Raw genomic sequence first — 13,487 nt, forward strand, 5'->3', positions numbered from 1 at the left:
CGCATACCGGGAAACCGTTGGCAACGAGGGGAACGATGCGCCACCCTGCGGGCAACGCCATCGGGAGCCGCCATCGTGACCCTTCCTCGCCGACTCTTCTTCGCCCTGTGGCCCGACGACGCCAGTCGTCGGGCGCTGGCCGCCGAGGCCGGACGCCTGGCACCCCGCTGCGGCGGCTACCCGCTACCGGCGCAGAACATGCATATCACGCTGGCGTTTCTGGGCAGTGTCGATGCCTCGCGGCTGGCGGCGCTGCTCGAGCTGACCCGGGCGTGGCCGGCGCCGCAGGGCGAGTGGACGCTGGATCGACTCGGCCATTTCCCTCAGCCGCGCATCGTCTGGGCCGGCAGCCAGACGCCGGACCCTGTATTGCTGGCACTCAATGCCGAACTCTGGCAGGCACTCGCCCGTCACGGTTTCACCGCGCCACAGCGTGACTTCACCCCGCATGTCAGCCTGGTTCGCCAGGCCGACCGCGCGGCCCCGGATTCACGGCTGCCCGCCCCGCTGCGCTGGCGCTTCGACCATCTCGCGCTGGTGGAATCGCAGCTCGGCGACGGCGGCTCGCGCCATCGCACCCTGGCTTGCAGTTCAGGCTGAGATCACGATGACCTATCCAGCTAGCACTCGTGCGCGGTTTCACAACGCTCACAGAACGCGACCACATCGTCGTCCTGAAAATCGGAAAGCCTTGCGGTGATCGTCTCGAACGGCCAGTGCCACCAAGCGATGGCTTGCAGTCGGGTGACGATGTCGGGCGGAAAGCGGGATTTGATCGCGCGCGCGGGGACGCCGCCCACGACCGCATACGGGGCCACGTTTTTCGTCACCACGGCGCCCGCCGCCAGCACCGCGCCATTACCGACATGGACACCGGGCAACACCGTGACGCCATGCCCGATCCAAACGTCGTGACCAATCGTCACGCGCTGTTCGCGACGCTGGGCGAAAAAGCCCGCGTCGCGCTGCAGATCGGAATCGTAGTATTCCGGGCAGTAGGTAAAACGGTGCTGGGAAGGTCGCCCCATGGGGTGATTGGGCGCGCCAAGGCGCACATGATTGGCGATGGCGGTGAACTTGCCAATCGAGCAATCGGCCACATGGCAATATTCGCCGAGGTAGGAAAAATCCCCCAGCTCGCTGTATTCCAGGTAGGTGTGAGCCAGAATCTCGCATTGTTCGCCGATCGAGCTCTCACGCATTTTCACGCTGTGATCGATGATCGTAGTCGAGAGTTTTGCAGCGCTCGGCGTATTGATAGTCGACATTCGTACGTCTTCCCGTTGGCGGTTTCGTCGAGTTGGAGCGATCGTCGGCGGCGAAATCTTCAAACCAGAATTTCCAGACCATCTGCCGCGAGTTCGACCCCGACCGGCAGTGGCAAATTGCCTGTCATCATCGAAGCGTCCAGCTCGTGGCTGATATGCGTCAGCCAGGCGCGGGCGGGGTCGAGACGCTCGATGATCTCCAGCGCCATGGCGACGTCGTTGTGGTTGCGCGGCGCTTGGTACGAATCGGGATGGGTCGCGTCGATCACCACCCCATGCGGGCGCCACTCCTGAAGAAAACGCTCGGTGGCGCCGGGCAGGCCGACGGTGTCGCAGAGCCAGGCAATGCGCTGGGCGCCGTCTTCGATCGCATAGCCCAGCGTCGGCTTGCTGTGATTGAGCGGCAGCGGCGTCACCGTGAGGCCGCCGAGGGTGAGGGGCCGAAACGGCTTGAGGCCGGGGCGGAAGTCGAGGATGCCGGGGTGCTTGTGCAGGTCGGCACAGCCCTGGGCATCCTTGGGGCCATACACCGGAATCGCCTCGCCCCGCCCCCAGCGCAGGTGCAGAAGCCCCTGGACGTGATCGGCGTGGTAGTGGGTCAGCAGGATCGCGGCCGGGCGCTGACGCTCGCAGCGCTCGGCCAGGTCCATGCGGCCAGCGTCGATCAGGATCAGCTCGCCATCGAGCTCGATCTCGCCGGCGCAGGGCCCGCGGCGGTGGCAAGTCAGCAGCCGCGCCCGCTGACACGCCGGGCAGTCGCAACCGAAGCAGGGCACCTGGGCGCTGTCGCCGGTGCCGGCGAAACGCAGCTTCATGGCGGCGATGCCGTCGCGGGCGACGCATCGACGAAGGCTTCGAGCGCCTTGATGCTCTGTGCCAGTTCGCCGCCGTTGTTGAGCCGCGGGATGTCGCCCAGGGTCTCCTCGCCACCACCCCGCGCCAGCCGCGCCTCGATCTCGGCCAGCGTCTCGCGCCCACGCGCGAGCAGACGCTGGCGCAGCACCTCGGCATCCGCCACCACCAGCAGTGGCACCAGCGACTCACCGAAGCGCGCCCGCGCGAGCGCCAGCGCGCGGCGACTGCCGTTGAGCACCACCGTATGCCCCGCCGTCAGCCAGGACTCGATCTCGATGCCGACGCCGTAGTCGAGCCCATGCGCGCACCATGCGAGGCAGAACAGCCCCTGCTCCCGGCGCCAGGCGAACTCGGCGGCGCTCAGCTCGACACAGTTCTCGCCGCTACCGCTGGCCCGGGTGATATAGCGATGCGCCACCAGCACATCCGGCCGACGCTGACGCAGTTCGCGCAGCAGGCTGTCCTTGCCGACCCCGCTGGCGCCCATGACATAGATCAAACGACCGTCGCTCATTTCAGCCTCTTTCTATCTACGTATTCCAGATACTCCCGGCCGTGAGATAAATTGCCGGGCGTGGTGACCGAGACATCGGCATTTATCCAGGGTCGATCTGAAAATCGACGAGCGCAGGCATTTTCAGACGTACCCTCAGTGAACTTGCTTACCGGCAGACCAAACCCGCTTCACCACCGGATGATCGTCGATCACTCGCACCCGCAGCAGATCGGCACGCAGCCCCGGTGCCAGACGGCCGCGGTCGGTCAGACCGACCGCCTCGGCCGGAATGCGGGTCGCGGTGGCAACGGCATGGGGCAAGGCGTAGCCGTTCTCCATCGCCGCCACCTTGAACACCGCATCGAGCAGCGCGGCCGGGTAGTAATCCGACGACAGGATATCCAGCACGCCCAGTTCGACCAGCGCGGCGGCGGCGATATTGCCGGAGTGGGAGCCGCCACGAACCACGTTGGGCGCGCCCATCATCACCGCCATGCCGGCCCGGTGGGAGGCCTCGGCCGCCTCGAGGGTGGTCGGGAACTCCGCCACCCGGGTGCCGTACTCGGCGCTTTCGGCGACGTGCTCGACGGTGGCATCGTCATGGCTGGCGATCGCCAGACCGCGCTCGCGGCAGATCGCCGCAATGGCGCGACGATGCTCGGCGCTGTAGCGCTGGCTGTTGTCGATCTGGGACGCCATGAAGGCATTCATGGCCGCGTCGTCGAGCTTGTACTTGCCTTGATAGTAGATGCGATAGGCCTCGAGGCTGGCAAACTGGCGCTGACCGGGGGCGTGGTCCATCAGCGATACCAGGCCCAGCAGCGGTGATGACGACAGCTCGTGGAAGCGCGCCAGCGTGTTGGGGTGGCTCACCTCGCAGCGCAGATGGAGACGATGATCGACCCGCGCCAGGCCGTCGTGAGCGATCCGCGCCAGGGCCTGGCACATATCGTCGAGCGAGCCGTGACGCATGCTCTGCTCGTCGACGTCGCCCACCGAGACCGCGTCGAACACCGTGGTGATGCCGCTGGCCGCCATCTGGGCGTCATGGGCCAGCGCGGCCTGGAGCCCCGGCCACTCGACCTTGGGCCGCGGCTGGAAATACTTCTCCATGTTGTCGGTGTGCAGCTCGACCAGCCCCGGCAGCAGGATGTCGCCCTCGCAGTCGATGGCGCCTGCGACCTGACTGGCACCGTGATCGACCGAGGCGATACGACCGTCGCGGATCACCAGCGTGCCGTCGACCGTTTCGTCGTCGAGCACCAGTGTGGCGTGGGTCAGGATCTGTTCCCGTGCACTCATGACAGGCTCTCCCGGTAGTGCTGGCTGGCGTTGGATAGGCCGCCCTGGCTGCCATCCAGCGGCAGCAGACGGTCGGCGACGCGCTCGCGCACGTCCTCGTCGTGAAAGATCCCGAGCATGGCGGTACCGCGCGCCTTGGCCTCGCCGATCAGCGCGATCACCACGTCGCGGTTGGCGGCGTCCAGCGAGGCGGTGGGCTCGTCGAGCAGCAGCAGCGGATGCTCGCCGATGAAGCCGCGGGCGATATTGACGCGCTGCTGCTCACCACCGGAGAAGGTCCCGGGGGGCAGTCGCCACAGCCGCTCGGGCAGATTGAGCCGGGCCAGCAGCGTCTCGGCTCGCTGGCGCGATTCGGCTTGGTCGGCGCCGCGGGCCAGCAGCGGCTCCATCACCACATCGACGGCGGCGACCCGCGGCACCACCCGCAGAAACTGGCTGACGTAGCCGATCACGTCGCGGCGCAGGCCATGCCAGGCGTAGGTCGGCAGAGTCTCGAGATCGAGGTCGCCATCGTCGAAGTGCAGCCGAATCCGGCCCTGATCGATGCGGTAGTCGCCGTAGAGCATCTTCAGCAGCGTGCTCTTGCCGATGCCGCTACGTCCGGCCAGCACCAGACATTCACCGGCCTGCAGCGTCAGCGAGAGATCGTGCATCACGTCGATCTCGAGCCCGCCTTGGCCGTGAAGCAGGAACTGCTTGTGCAACCCGTTCACCGTGAGGCGAGGTCGGGCGCGCTTCGGGGAAACGCCAGTCTCGGAAAGCATCGAAGATATCCTCAAGGGGTGAGCACGGATGACACCAGCAGCTGCGTATATTCGTGCTGCGGGTCGTCGAGAATCTGATCGGTGAGGCCGGTCTCGACCACCTGGCCGCGGCGCATCACCATCAGCCGGTGGGCGAGCAGGCGCGCCACGGCGAGATCGTGGGTCACCAGCACCACCGACAGGCCGAGCTGGCGTACCAGCGTGCGCAGCATGTCGAGCAGCCGCGCCTGTACCGAGACGTCGAGCCCGCCGGTGGGCTCGTCCATGAACACCAGCCGTGGCTGGGTGACCAGGGTGCGGGCGATCTGCAGCCGCTGCTGCATGCCGCCGGAGAAGGTCCGCGGGGCATCGTCGATACGCCCGGGGTCGAGTTCGACCTGGCGCATCCACGTCTGCCCGGTGGCGCGGAGCTGGCCGTAGTGGCGCTGGCCCTGGGCCATCAGCCGTTCGCCGATGTTGGCTCCGGCGGACACGCCCATGCGCAGGCCGTCGCGGGGGTTCTGATGCACCAGTCCCCACTCGAGGCGCAGCAGTGCCCGGCGTCGCGCCTCGCCGATGGCGTAGAGATCGAGCTCGGCTTCCTCGCCCCTCACTTCATCCGCCTGACGGCGGTACAGGACCTGTCCGGCATCCGGCGCTTCCAGGCCGGCGAGCACCCGCAGCAGGGTCGACTTGCCGGAGCCGGATTCTCCGACGATACCCAGCACTTCGCCGGCGTGGAGTTGAAAATCGATCGCCTCGCAGCCCTTGGCCGGGCCGTAGAGTCGGGTGATGCCCTGCACATCCAGCAGGACCGGGCGTTCCAGTACCGGCTTCTTCATGCCACTTCTCCTCGCCGGCTCTGGCAGTAGTCGGTATCGGAACAGACAAACATCCGCCCGCCCTGGTCGTCGGTGATCACTTCGTCCAGATAGCTGTGATCGCTGCCGCACAGCGCGCAGGCGTGCTCCCAGCGCTGGATCTCGAACGGGTGGTCCTCGAAGTCGAGGCTCTCGACCCGGGTGTAGGGCGGAATCGCGTAGAGCCGCTTCTCGCGGCCGGCACCGAACAGCATCAGCGCCGGATTGCCGTCGAGCTTGGGGTTGTCGAACTTGGGGATCGGGGAAGGATCCATCACGTAGCGCCCGTCGACCTTGACCGGGTAGGCGTAGGTAGTCGCGATATGGCCGTAGCGGGCGATGTCCTCGTAGAGCTTGACGTGCATCACGCCGTACTCCTCCAGCGCGTGCATCAGCCGGGTCTCCTGCTCGCTGGGTTCGATGAAGCGCAGTGGCTCGGGAATCGGCACCTGGAAAACCAGAATCTGGCCGGCGCGCAGCGGGGTTTCGGGAATCCGGTGGCGGGTCTGGATCACGTCCGCGGCCGTGGTCGCGGTGGTGGTCTCGACCCCGGCGACACGCTGGAAGAAGTGACGGATGCTGACCGCATTGGTGGTGTCGTCGGCGCCCTGGTCGATCACCTTGAGAATGTCGTCGGCGCCGAGAATGCTGGCGGTGAGCTGCACGCCGCCGGTGCCCCAGCCGTAGGGCATCGGCATTTCGCGGCCACCGAACGGCACCTGGTAGCCGGGGATCGCCACTGCCTTGAGCAGCGCGCGGCGGATCATGCGTTTGGTCTGTTCGTCGAGGTAGGCGAAGTTGTATCCGTTCATATCAACGCTCCTCCGGTTGGGGGCTGGCCGTATCGCGAGCACTATCAAGTTCGGCCTGGCGCGCGGCATGTTCGCGACGCAGCCGCCTGAGCAGATCCAGCTCGGACTGGAAGTCGACGTAGTGCGGCAGCTTCAGGTGGGAGACGAAGCCGGAGGCGTCGACGCTGTCGGCGTGGGCCAGCACGAACTCCGCCTGCTGCGCCGGGCCACTGATCGGCTCGCCCAGCTCCTCGGCGCGCAGGGCGCGATCGACCAGCGCCATGGCCATGGCCTTGCGCTCGTTGTGGCCGAAGGCGAGGCCGTAGCCCCGGGTGAACTGCGGCGCGGCTTCTCGGCTGCCGCCGAACTGGTTGATCATCTGGCACTCGCTCAACGCGATCTCGCCGACGCAGATGGTCTCTTCCCACTCGTCGACGTGGATCTCCACTTCCACCTGGCCCAGGCGAATCTCGCCGGCGAACGGATGGTTGCGGCCGTAGCCGCGCTGGGTGGAGTAGCCCAGCGCCAGCAGGTAGCCCTCGTCGCCGCGGGCCAGCATCTGCAGCCGAGCGGCGCGGTCCATCGGGTAATCGGGCGGATCGCGGGTGATATCCATGGGCTCGCTGCCGTCGTCGATCGCCTGCTCCACCAGGCCTTCGTCGTTGAGCAGTTCGAGGATCTGCGGGCATGGCTCGGCGTCGGTGACGTCATCCCGGGTCTCGGCAGGCGGCACCTCGGCACCGGCCAGCTGCAGGAAGTCGAGCAGCCGATGGGTGTAGTCGTAGGTCGGGCCCAGAATCTGACCGCCGGGGATATCCTTGTAGGTGGCGCTGATGCGCCGTTCGATGCGCATGCTGGCGGTGTCGAGCGGCTCGCTGACCGCCAGGCGCGGCAGCGTGGTGCGATAGGCGCGCAGCAGGAAAACGGCCTCGGTGAGATCGCCGCTGGCCTGCTTGAAGGCCAGCGCGGCGAGCTCGGGATCATAGAGCGAGGCTTCGCTCATCACCCGGTCGACGGCCAGCCGCAGCTGATCGCCGATCTGGGCAACCTCGAGTTCCGGACGCTCGCGATCGCCCCGGCGGCAGTCGGCCAGCCAGCGGTGAGCTCTGGCGATCGCCTGCTCGCCTCCCTTGACGGCAACGTACATCAGTTCACCTCCGTGGCATCGGCACGCGTGACGCGGGTGCTGCGTGGCACTGCCGCCAGCCGCGCGCCGCAGCCGAAGATCATGTCCAGCCCCTGGGGGAAGCTGGCGCGATTGGCGCTAAGGCGGTTCATCAGCCGCCGACAGCCAGCGCTGTCACCGATATCGAGCAACCGCGAGTCGGCGATGCCGGGACCGCTGAGCTGCCAGCCGCACTCGCTGTGGGAGGCGTTTTCCAGCCGCTCGACGGCGACCACCAGCGTGGTGCCGCGGTCGGGGTAGGTATCGCTGCCCAGCGCAAGCGGCGTCTGTGGATCGAAAGACTCGTGGCTCAGCAGCGCAAAATCGGCGCTCACCGGGTCGTCGGTGATGCGCGCCCCGGTGTGGAAGGTCAGCGCCTGGCGCAGGGCCAGCGAATCGAGATCGGCGGCGATCCACACGCGTGTCTCGAGATCGCAAAGCGTCAGCACCACCCCCCATAGCGCGGCGCCCAGTGCGTCACTCGGCGGTACCTGGGGCGGTGCCGGCACGGTCAGCGTCTCGAGCGTGCCCGGCTCGGACATTGCGCCGAGAATCTGGCGAAACAGGCGCTGGCTGTCGTGGGCGGGGTCATCCAGCCCGGGCCAGGCTGCACTCACCGCTTCTCTCTTCCCGCTCTCGCTCTGCGGCGTGATATCTCTCTGCGTCATCGTCACTCTCCCCTGACCAGCGTGAAGAAATCGACCCGGGTGGCGGCAGCAGTGGCCGCATCACGTCGCTGGCGCGCGGCGAGCTCGTCGGCCAGCGGCGCCAGCACCTGGGTCTCGAGTGCTTCCTGCCACGCCGCGTGCTGGGCGACGGCATCGGCCAACGCGATCAGTTCGGCGTGACGATGATCGCGCCCGCGCACCCAGCCGTGGCCGACAGTGCCGTCATCGAGCGCCACGCTGGCGCGGGTTAGGGTCATCTCGCCCAGGTGGAAAGCGTTGCCGGTGGCGCCGATGCGGCCCTTGAGCATTGCCATGCCGGTCTCCGGCCCGCGCAGGCAGCGGTGGCTGGGCAGTCGGCCCAGCGCGCCCCAGCGGGCTTCGATGTGCTGACGGGAGGAGAGCGCCAGCAGTCGCTGGCGGGCGCCTCGGGAGGTGCGAGTCATGCGTCGTCCTCGTCGGATGGAAAGAGAGCGGAAGGATCGCTGGCGCCGTCGTGACGGCGGCCCGCGGCTTCCTCGAAATCCCGGCCCGTGGCTTCCTCGAAATCGATGTGATAGGAGAGCCGATCGGCCCGCGCCCGCCCCACGGAGACCTCCACCAGCACCCCTTCGGCATCGGTGTTGTCGCTGGTCATCACCAGCAGCGGGGCGTTGAGCGGGCACTGTAGCCAGCGGGTGTCGTCGCGATCGGCGCCGACAGCGTCGATGCGGACCCGCCGCCGATGTAGTTGCAGGCCGTAGTGCTGGGTCAGCAGGGCGCGGGTGGAACCGCCGCGATAGCGCGCCAGCCAGCCCGGCACCCGCGCGGGATCGAACCAGTGGCGCAGGCGCATCAGCGGGGCGTCGTCGACGGTGCGTACGGTATCGACGCGCAGCAGCGGCTCGCTGGCCGGCCGTCCGAAGCGCTGGGCGATGGCCTCGGGAGGATTCACGAGCCCCTGCTCGAGACAGCAGGTCGTCGAGGGCAACCCGAGGCCGGCCAGGTTCTGGGTCACCTTGCTGCCGGCGCTGACGGCGTAGTCGAGTCGGCGATCGACGACCTGGGTGCCACGCCCCTGATGGCGGGTCACCATGCCGGCGGCGACCAGTTCGTCCAGCGCGCGACGCACGGTGTGGCGGTTGACCGCGAAGCGCTTGGCGAGCTGTGCCTCGGTCGGCAGCAGATCGCCCGGGGCGTAGTCGGCACGGACCTCGCGGACCAGCACCTCGGCCAGTTCGCGGTAGCGGGGTAGTGTCAAAACTTGTCTAGACATCCTGTGGCCCAAAAAAGCCGGGACAGCCCCGGCATCAGATGAAGCGCTTGCGAACACGCTGCGACACCATGTCCAGCAGCGTCACGGCGACGATGATCACCAGCATGATCGTGGCGGTCTCGGTGTACTGGAAACCGCGCATGGTCTCCCACAGCGACACCCCGATACCGCCACCGCCGACCATGCCAAGCACCGTGGCGGAGCGAATATTGGATTCGAAGCGATAGAGACTGACCGAAATCCACAGCGGCAGTACCTGGGGGATCAGGCCGAAGACGATCTCTTCCAGCCGCCCGGCACCGGTGACGCGGATGCCCTCCATCGGCCCGGCGTCGGTGGCCTCCACCGCTTCCGAGAAGAGCTTAGCGAGCACACCGGTGGTATGAACGAACAGCGCCATGGTGCCGGCGAAAGGACCGAGCCCGACGGCGACCACGAACAGCATCGCGAACACCAGTTCGTTGATCGCACGGCAGGCGTCCATCAGCCGCCGCACCGGCTGGTTGATCCACCACGGCGCCAGGTTTTCCGACGAGAGCAGGCCGAAGGGGATGGCGAACAGCACCGCCAGCAGCGTGCCCCAGATGGCGATCTGGATGGTGACCAGCATCTGGTCGATGTAGTGGTCGAGACGGCCGAAGGTGGGCGGCACGAAGTCGGCGGCCAGGGTCGCCATGTTGCCGGCGTTCTGGAACAGCAGGCTCGGCGCCATCTCGGCGCCCTGCCAGGCCCAGCCCAGCACGACGACGGCAATGGCCCAGCCCAGCAGGGTGGTCCAGCGGCGTCTGCCGGATCGGGCGCGAATGTCGAAGGAAGCGGCGCTTTGCATAGGTGTTGTCCTGACGCAGTCGGTGAAGGCCGGGATGGCGCTATCGCTGGCGGCAGGGCGCTGTCCGCGGCCCGCCGCCAGCGATGAACGCGGTCCTAGTCGACCATCGCCGTGGTGTTGTCGGCGCGCTCGGCCTGGGCGGCGTCGCGGGCTTCCATGCGTTGGTTCAGCGTGTCGAGACGGGCGTCGAGATCCGCCAGTTGCTGCTGCTTGGCATCGGCATCGAGCGAATCATCGGCGGCGACCTGGGCGCGCTGCTTGAACAGCTCGAGCTGACGGATCGGCAGCAGCTGATCGTTGTCGGAAGCGGCGAAGCCGGACCACTGCAGCGGTTCGAGGATCGCTTTCTGCTGTTCGGTATCGCCGTAGCTGAGGAAGAACTGGCGCAGTTCGTCCTTGGTCTGCTGCGGCAGATTGGTGCGCCAGACCAGCGGATCGGACGGGATCAGCGGCGACTTCCAGATCACCTTGAGCTGGGCAGCCTTGTCGGGATGGGTGAGCTCCAGGCGCTCCATGCCCTCGGTATTGAACGTGGCGACATCGACCTGGCCGTTGGCCACGGTCAGCGCATTGGTCTCGTGGCTGGCATTGAGCGTGCGCTTGAACGCCGTGTTGGGATCGACATGATTCTTGGCAAAGACGTAGTAGCCCGGCACCAGATAGCCCGAGGTGGAGTTGGGGTCGCCATTGCCGAAGGTCAGCTTGCTGGCGTTGGCGAGGATCTCCTGAACGTTGTCATAGGGGCTGTCCTTGTTGACGATCATCAGGCTCCAGTATCCCGGGTCGCCGTTGGCGGCGACGGTCTGGGCGAAGATCTCGCCGCCGGCGCGATCGACCGCTTCCATCGCCGACTTGTTGCCGTACCAGGCGAGGTCGATCTTGTCGAAACGCATCGCCTGGATCACCGCGGCGTAGTCGGTGGCGAAGAACGGCTCGACCTTGACGCCCAGGGCCTTGGACATGTCATCCAGGAACGGCTGCCACTGGGTAGCCTGGTTGGTGCTCGATTCGGTGGAGATGATGCCGAAGCGCAGCGGCTCGTCGGCGGCCTGGGCGGAACCGACGGCAAGCGTGCCGCCGAGCAGGCCGAGCCCGGCGATCAGCGGCAGGGCCGTGCGGCGCAACAGGGATGAGATCATGGCGTTTCCTCGAGGTGTCGTGGGTGATGGATCGTGGGTCTTGAGTCGAATGCCTGCCCGGATCAGCCCACCGCATGCAGCGGCGGCGCGATCCGGTGGCCGGGCTGACGGGACTCGAGCTCGTCGAGACCGGCGTTCTCGTAGAGCGCCTGCAGGCGAGCATCGGTGAGGCCGGCGATCGGCCCGTCGTAGTAGAGGCGCCCCTGCTTCAATGCGATGGCGCGGCGGCAGTAGCGGCGGGCGACATCGACCTGATGCAGGGTGACGACGATGGTGCGGCCATCCTCGCGATTGATGCGCTGCAGGATCTCCATCACCTCGCGGGCACTACGCGGGTCGAGGGAGGCGATCGGTTCGTCGGCGAAGATCACCTCCGCCTCCTGCACCAGCGCCCGGGCGATGGCGACGCGCTGCATCTGGCCGCCCGACAGCGTGTTGGCACGCTGGTGGGCCAGCCCGACGATGCCGACCCGTTCGAGGGCCTGCAGCGCCTTGTCCCGCTCCTGGTGGGTGAAGCGGCCGGTCAGGGCCCGCCAGCGCGGCATCGCGCCAAGGTGGCCGACCAGCACGTTGGTCATGACGCTCAGCCGGCCGGCGAGGTTGAACTGCTGGAAGATGTAGCCGCAGCGACGGCGCTGTTCGCGGCTGGCCCCGAGCAGACGCCCGTTGCGCTGCACGTCGCGATCCAGCACCCGGACATGGCTGTGCGACTGACGATCGGCGCGTGTCAGGCCGATGAGGTGACGCAGCAGGGTCGACTTGCCCGACCCCGACGGCCCGATCAACGTGACCAGCTCGCCGGCGTGGATCTCGAAACCGATCTCGCGCAGCGCCGCATGGTGACCGAAGGATTTGTCGAGCCGTTCGACGCTAACGATGGCGGTCATACGATTCGTCCCGGAAAGTGTCGGGCCGTGATTCGGACTACGAATCCCTGGCCCCGAAGTGTTGGACACAGTCTGGCGACGTCGTGTGACGGTTATTTATCTAGACAATTAAGAAACGATGACAGCTTGGACGGTGGTACGAGCCACAAAAAAAGCGCCCGGAGGCGCTTTATCAGATATTTCAGCGGATTGAGAAATCGTGTCATCGGATCGACATCGATTCGTCGTCGAAACGTCACAGCCGAGCGACATCACGCGCCGGACTGGCGCCCTGACGTCACGCCTTCTCCTTGGCCGACAGAAAGCCGCCCTGCTGGAGCACGTCTTCGTAACCTTCGCGGAAGGTGGGATAGCGAAACGTGTAGCCGGAATCGAGCAGCTGCCGGTTATTGCAGCGCTTGCTCGAGCGACGCCGCAACGGCGACTGGATCACCTCCGGCGTCTCGACCTTGAGTCGCTTGGCGATCCACGCCATCACTTCGTGCAGCGGCGCGGAGTCGCAGTCGCTGGCCAGGTAGACCGGCTCCAGCGGCTTGCCTTCCAATGACAGCTGAACCAGATGCGCGATGACCCCTGCGCAGTCGTCGCGATGGATACGGTTGGAGTACATCGGCGGGTTCGAGGCCGCGATCCGGCCCTCCTGCACCTGGCGGATCAGCCGATCACGCCCCGGGCCGTAGATACCCGAGAAACGCACCGCCGTGCCGGGCAGATCGTGGGCGAGCAGGGCCTGCTCGGCTTCGCGCATCAGCGTACCGGAGAAACCGTTCGGGTCGGTTTCCGAGGTTTCGTCGACCTCTTCACCACCCTGCTGGGCATAGACACTCGTCGAGGAGACGAAGAGCACTCGCTCCGGCTTTTTCTCGCGGGCCCCGAACGTTTCGAGCACCGCTTTCAGCCCGGTCGGATACGCCGTCTCGTAGGCCGACTCCTCGAACCGATCCGCGGTCACCGCGTAGACGATGATGTCGGCATCCGGCAGTGCCGCCAGCGCCGCTTCGTCAGTGACGTCCAGCGCCACCGCCTCGATGCCGGTTCCCTCCAGCGCGCCGACATTGCGCCGCGCGCCGATCACGCGATGACCGGCAGCGATCAACTGCTTCCCGAGCTGAGTGCCAATATCGCCACAGCCGAGAATTAGCGTTGTTTTCTTCACCTTTCCCTAGCCTCTTGGTAAAACGTCCTTGATGATTCGTCCCTGAGGACGCGCACGCACGAGCGTGACCACGAGA

16 protein-coding genes are annotated in these 13,487 nt (G+C 66.8%); 1 reads left to right on the forward strand and 15 read right to left on the reverse strand.

What is annotated here, in order from left to right:
- Positions 1-75: 75 nt before the first annotated feature.
- Positions 76-600, forward strand: a complete 525-nt coding sequence (thpR, locus tag DOM56_RS02210; RefSeq protein ID WP_157958139.1) for an RNA 2',3'-cyclic phosphodiesterase — start codon at positions 76-78, stop codon at positions 598-600.
- A gap of 20 nt (positions 601-620) precedes the next feature.
- Here thpR and DOM56_RS02215 read toward each other — a convergent pair whose 3' ends face one another.
- From DOM56_RS02215 to DOM56_RS02285, 15 genes are all read right to left on the reverse strand, one after another.
- On the reverse strand, positions 621-1,268 hold the full coding sequence (locus tag DOM56_RS02215) for a DapH/DapD/GlmU-related protein (protein WP_110707289.1): 648 nt from the start codon (positions 1,266-1,268) through the stop codon (positions 621-623).
- 59 nt (positions 1,269-1,327) lie between these two features.
- Positions 1,328-2,083, reverse strand: a complete 756-nt coding sequence (gene phnP, locus DOM56_RS02220) for a phosphonate metabolism protein PhnP (protein WP_110707290.1) — start codon at positions 2,081-2,083, stop codon at positions 1,328-1,330.
- Positions 2,080-2,637 carry a ribose 1,5-bisphosphokinase gene (phnN, locus tag DOM56_RS02225; RefSeq protein WP_110707291.1) on the reverse strand — a complete coding sequence of 186 codons (558 nt, stop codon included), beginning with the start codon at positions 2,635-2,637 and terminating at the stop codon, positions 2,080-2,082. Before phnN ends, phnP begins: the two co-directional genes overlap by 4 nt.
- Before the next feature lie 135 nt (positions 2,638-2,772).
- Complete coding sequence (locus DOM56_RS02230; RefSeq protein ID WP_110707292.1) at positions 2,773-3,921, reverse strand: alpha-D-ribose 1-methylphosphonate 5-triphosphate diphosphatase; 1,149 nt, start codon at positions 3,919-3,921, stop codon at positions 2,773-2,775.
- Positions 3,918-4,685: a phosphonate C-P lyase system protein PhnL gene (gene phnL / locus DOM56_RS02235; RefSeq protein WP_110707293.1), complete on the reverse strand. Its 768-nt coding sequence runs from the start codon at positions 4,683-4,685 to the stop codon at positions 3,918-3,920. The genes DOM56_RS02230 and phnL overlap by 4 nt, the downstream gene beginning before the upstream one ends.
- Positions 4,686-4,696: 11 nt before the next feature.
- Positions 4,697-5,506, reverse strand: coding sequence for a phosphonate C-P lyase system protein PhnK (phnK, locus tag DOM56_RS02240; protein ID WP_110707294.1), 810 nt, complete (start codon positions 5,504-5,506; stop codon positions 4,697-4,699).
- A complete protein-coding gene (locus DOM56_RS02245) occupies positions 5,503-6,336 on the reverse strand; it encodes an alpha-D-ribose 1-methylphosphonate 5-phosphate C-P-lyase PhnJ (protein WP_110601812.1) in 834 nt (277 codons plus the stop codon). Before DOM56_RS02245 ends, phnK begins: the two co-directional genes overlap by 4 nt.
- A gap of 1 nt (position 6,337) precedes the next feature.
- Complete coding sequence (locus DOM56_RS02250; RefSeq protein ID WP_110707295.1) at positions 6,338-7,462, reverse strand: carbon-phosphorus lyase complex subunit PhnI; 1,125 nt, start codon at positions 7,460-7,462, stop codon at positions 6,338-6,340.
- Positions 7,462-8,148, reverse strand: a complete 687-nt coding sequence (phnH, locus tag DOM56_RS02255) for a phosphonate C-P lyase system protein PhnH (RefSeq protein WP_110707296.1) — start codon at positions 8,146-8,148, stop codon at positions 7,462-7,464. Before phnH ends, DOM56_RS02250 begins: the two co-directional genes overlap by 1 nt.
- A 2-nt stretch (positions 8,149-8,150) precedes the next feature.
- Positions 8,151-8,591: a phosphonate C-P lyase system protein PhnG gene (gene phnG / locus DOM56_RS02260; protein WP_110707297.1), complete on the reverse strand. Its 441-nt coding sequence runs from the start codon at positions 8,589-8,591 to the stop codon at positions 8,151-8,153.
- Positions 8,588-9,400 (reverse strand): phosphonate metabolism transcriptional regulator PhnF, encoded by an 813-nt coding sequence (gene phnF, locus DOM56_RS02265; RefSeq protein WP_110707298.1) that lies wholly within the window; start codon positions 9,398-9,400, stop codon positions 8,588-8,590. The genes phnG and phnF overlap by 4 nt, the downstream gene beginning before the upstream one ends.
- 34 nt (positions 9,401-9,434) lie before the next feature.
- The gene (gene phnE / locus DOM56_RS02270; protein WP_110601807.1) at positions 9,435-10,229 is read right to left on the reverse strand and encodes a phosphonate ABC transporter, permease protein PhnE; all 795 of its coding nucleotides are present in this window, start codon (positions 10,227-10,229) and stop codon (positions 9,435-9,437) included.
- A 95-nt stretch (positions 10,230-10,324) separates the two neighbouring features.
- Positions 10,325-11,368 (reverse strand): phosphonate ABC transporter substrate-binding protein, encoded by a 1,044-nt coding sequence (phnD, locus tag DOM56_RS02275; protein WP_110601806.1) that lies wholly within the window; start codon positions 11,366-11,368, stop codon positions 10,325-10,327.
- 62 nt (positions 11,369-11,430) lie between these two features.
- Entirely contained in the window at positions 11,431-12,255 is an 825-nt protein-coding gene (gene phnC, locus DOM56_RS02280) for a phosphonate ABC transporter ATP-binding protein (protein ID WP_110601804.1), read from the reverse strand.
- Positions 12,256-12,532: 277 nt separating this feature from the next.
- A complete protein-coding gene (locus tag DOM56_RS02285) occupies positions 12,533-13,411 on the reverse strand; it encodes an NAD(P)H-binding protein (RefSeq protein WP_110601803.1) in 879 nt (292 codons plus the stop codon).
- Positions 13,412-13,487: the final 76 nt, after the last annotated feature.

Origin of the sequence: Salinicola sp. CR57, assembly GCF_003206585.1 — a bacterium.
GTDB lineage: Bacteria > Pseudomonadota > Gammaproteobacteria > Pseudomonadales > Halomonadaceae > Salinicola > Salinicola lusitanus.

What these genes read in the sequence shown, in the direction of transcription:
- phnL (WP_110707293.1), bottom strand. Translation starts at nt 4,685, where the DNA reads ATGCTTTCCGAGACTGGCGTTTCCCCGAAGCGCGCCCGACCTCGCCTC.
- phnG (WP_110707297.1), bottom strand. Translation starts at nt 8,591, where the DNA reads ATGACTCGCACCTCCCGAGGCGCCCGCCAGCGACTGCTGGCGCTCTCC.
- phnN (WP_110707291.1), bottom strand. Translation starts at nt 2,637, where the DNA reads ATGAGCGACGGTCGTTTGATCTATGTCATGGGCGCCAGCGGGGTCGGC.
- phnH (WP_110707296.1), bottom strand. Translation starts at nt 8,148, where the DNA reads ATGACGCAGAGAGATATCACGCCGCAGAGCGAGAGCGGGAAGAGAGAA.
- phnC (WP_110601804.1), bottom strand. Translation starts at nt 12,255, where the DNA reads ATGACCGCCATCGTTAGCGTCGAACGGCTCGACAAATCCTTCGGTCAC.
- DOM56_RS02250 (WP_110707295.1), bottom strand. Translation starts at nt 7,462, where the DNA reads ATGTACGTTGCCGTCAAGGGAGGCGAGCAGGCGATCGCCAGAGCTCAC.
- phnK (WP_110707294.1), bottom strand. Translation starts at nt 5,506, where the DNA reads ATGAAGAAGCCGGTACTGGAACGCCCGGTCCTGCTGGATGTGCAGGGC.
- phnD (WP_110601806.1), bottom strand. Translation starts at nt 11,368, where the DNA reads ATGATCTCATCCCTGTTGCGCCGCACGGCCCTGCCGCTGATCGCCGGG.
- DOM56_RS02245 (WP_110601812.1), bottom strand. Translation starts at nt 6,336, where the DNA reads ATGAACGGATACAACTTCGCCTACCTCGACGAACAGACCAAACGCATG.
- DOM56_RS02215 (WP_110707289.1), bottom strand. Translation starts at nt 1,268, where the DNA reads ATGTCGACTATCAATACGCCGAGCGCTGCAAAACTCTCGACTACGATC.
- DOM56_RS02230 (WP_110707292.1), bottom strand. Translation starts at nt 3,921, where the DNA reads ATGAGTGCACGGGAACAGATCCTGACCCACGCCACACTGGTGCTCGAC.
- phnF (WP_110707298.1), bottom strand. Translation starts at nt 9,400, where the DNA reads ATGTCTAGACAAGTTTTGACACTACCCCGCTACCGCGAACTGGCCGAG.
- phnP (WP_110707290.1), bottom strand. Translation starts at nt 2,083, where the DNA reads ATGAAGCTGCGTTTCGCCGGCACCGGCGACAGCGCCCAGGTGCCCTGC.
- phnE (WP_110601807.1), bottom strand. Translation starts at nt 10,229, where the DNA reads ATGCAAAGCGCCGCTTCCTTCGACATTCGCGCCCGATCCGGCAGACGC.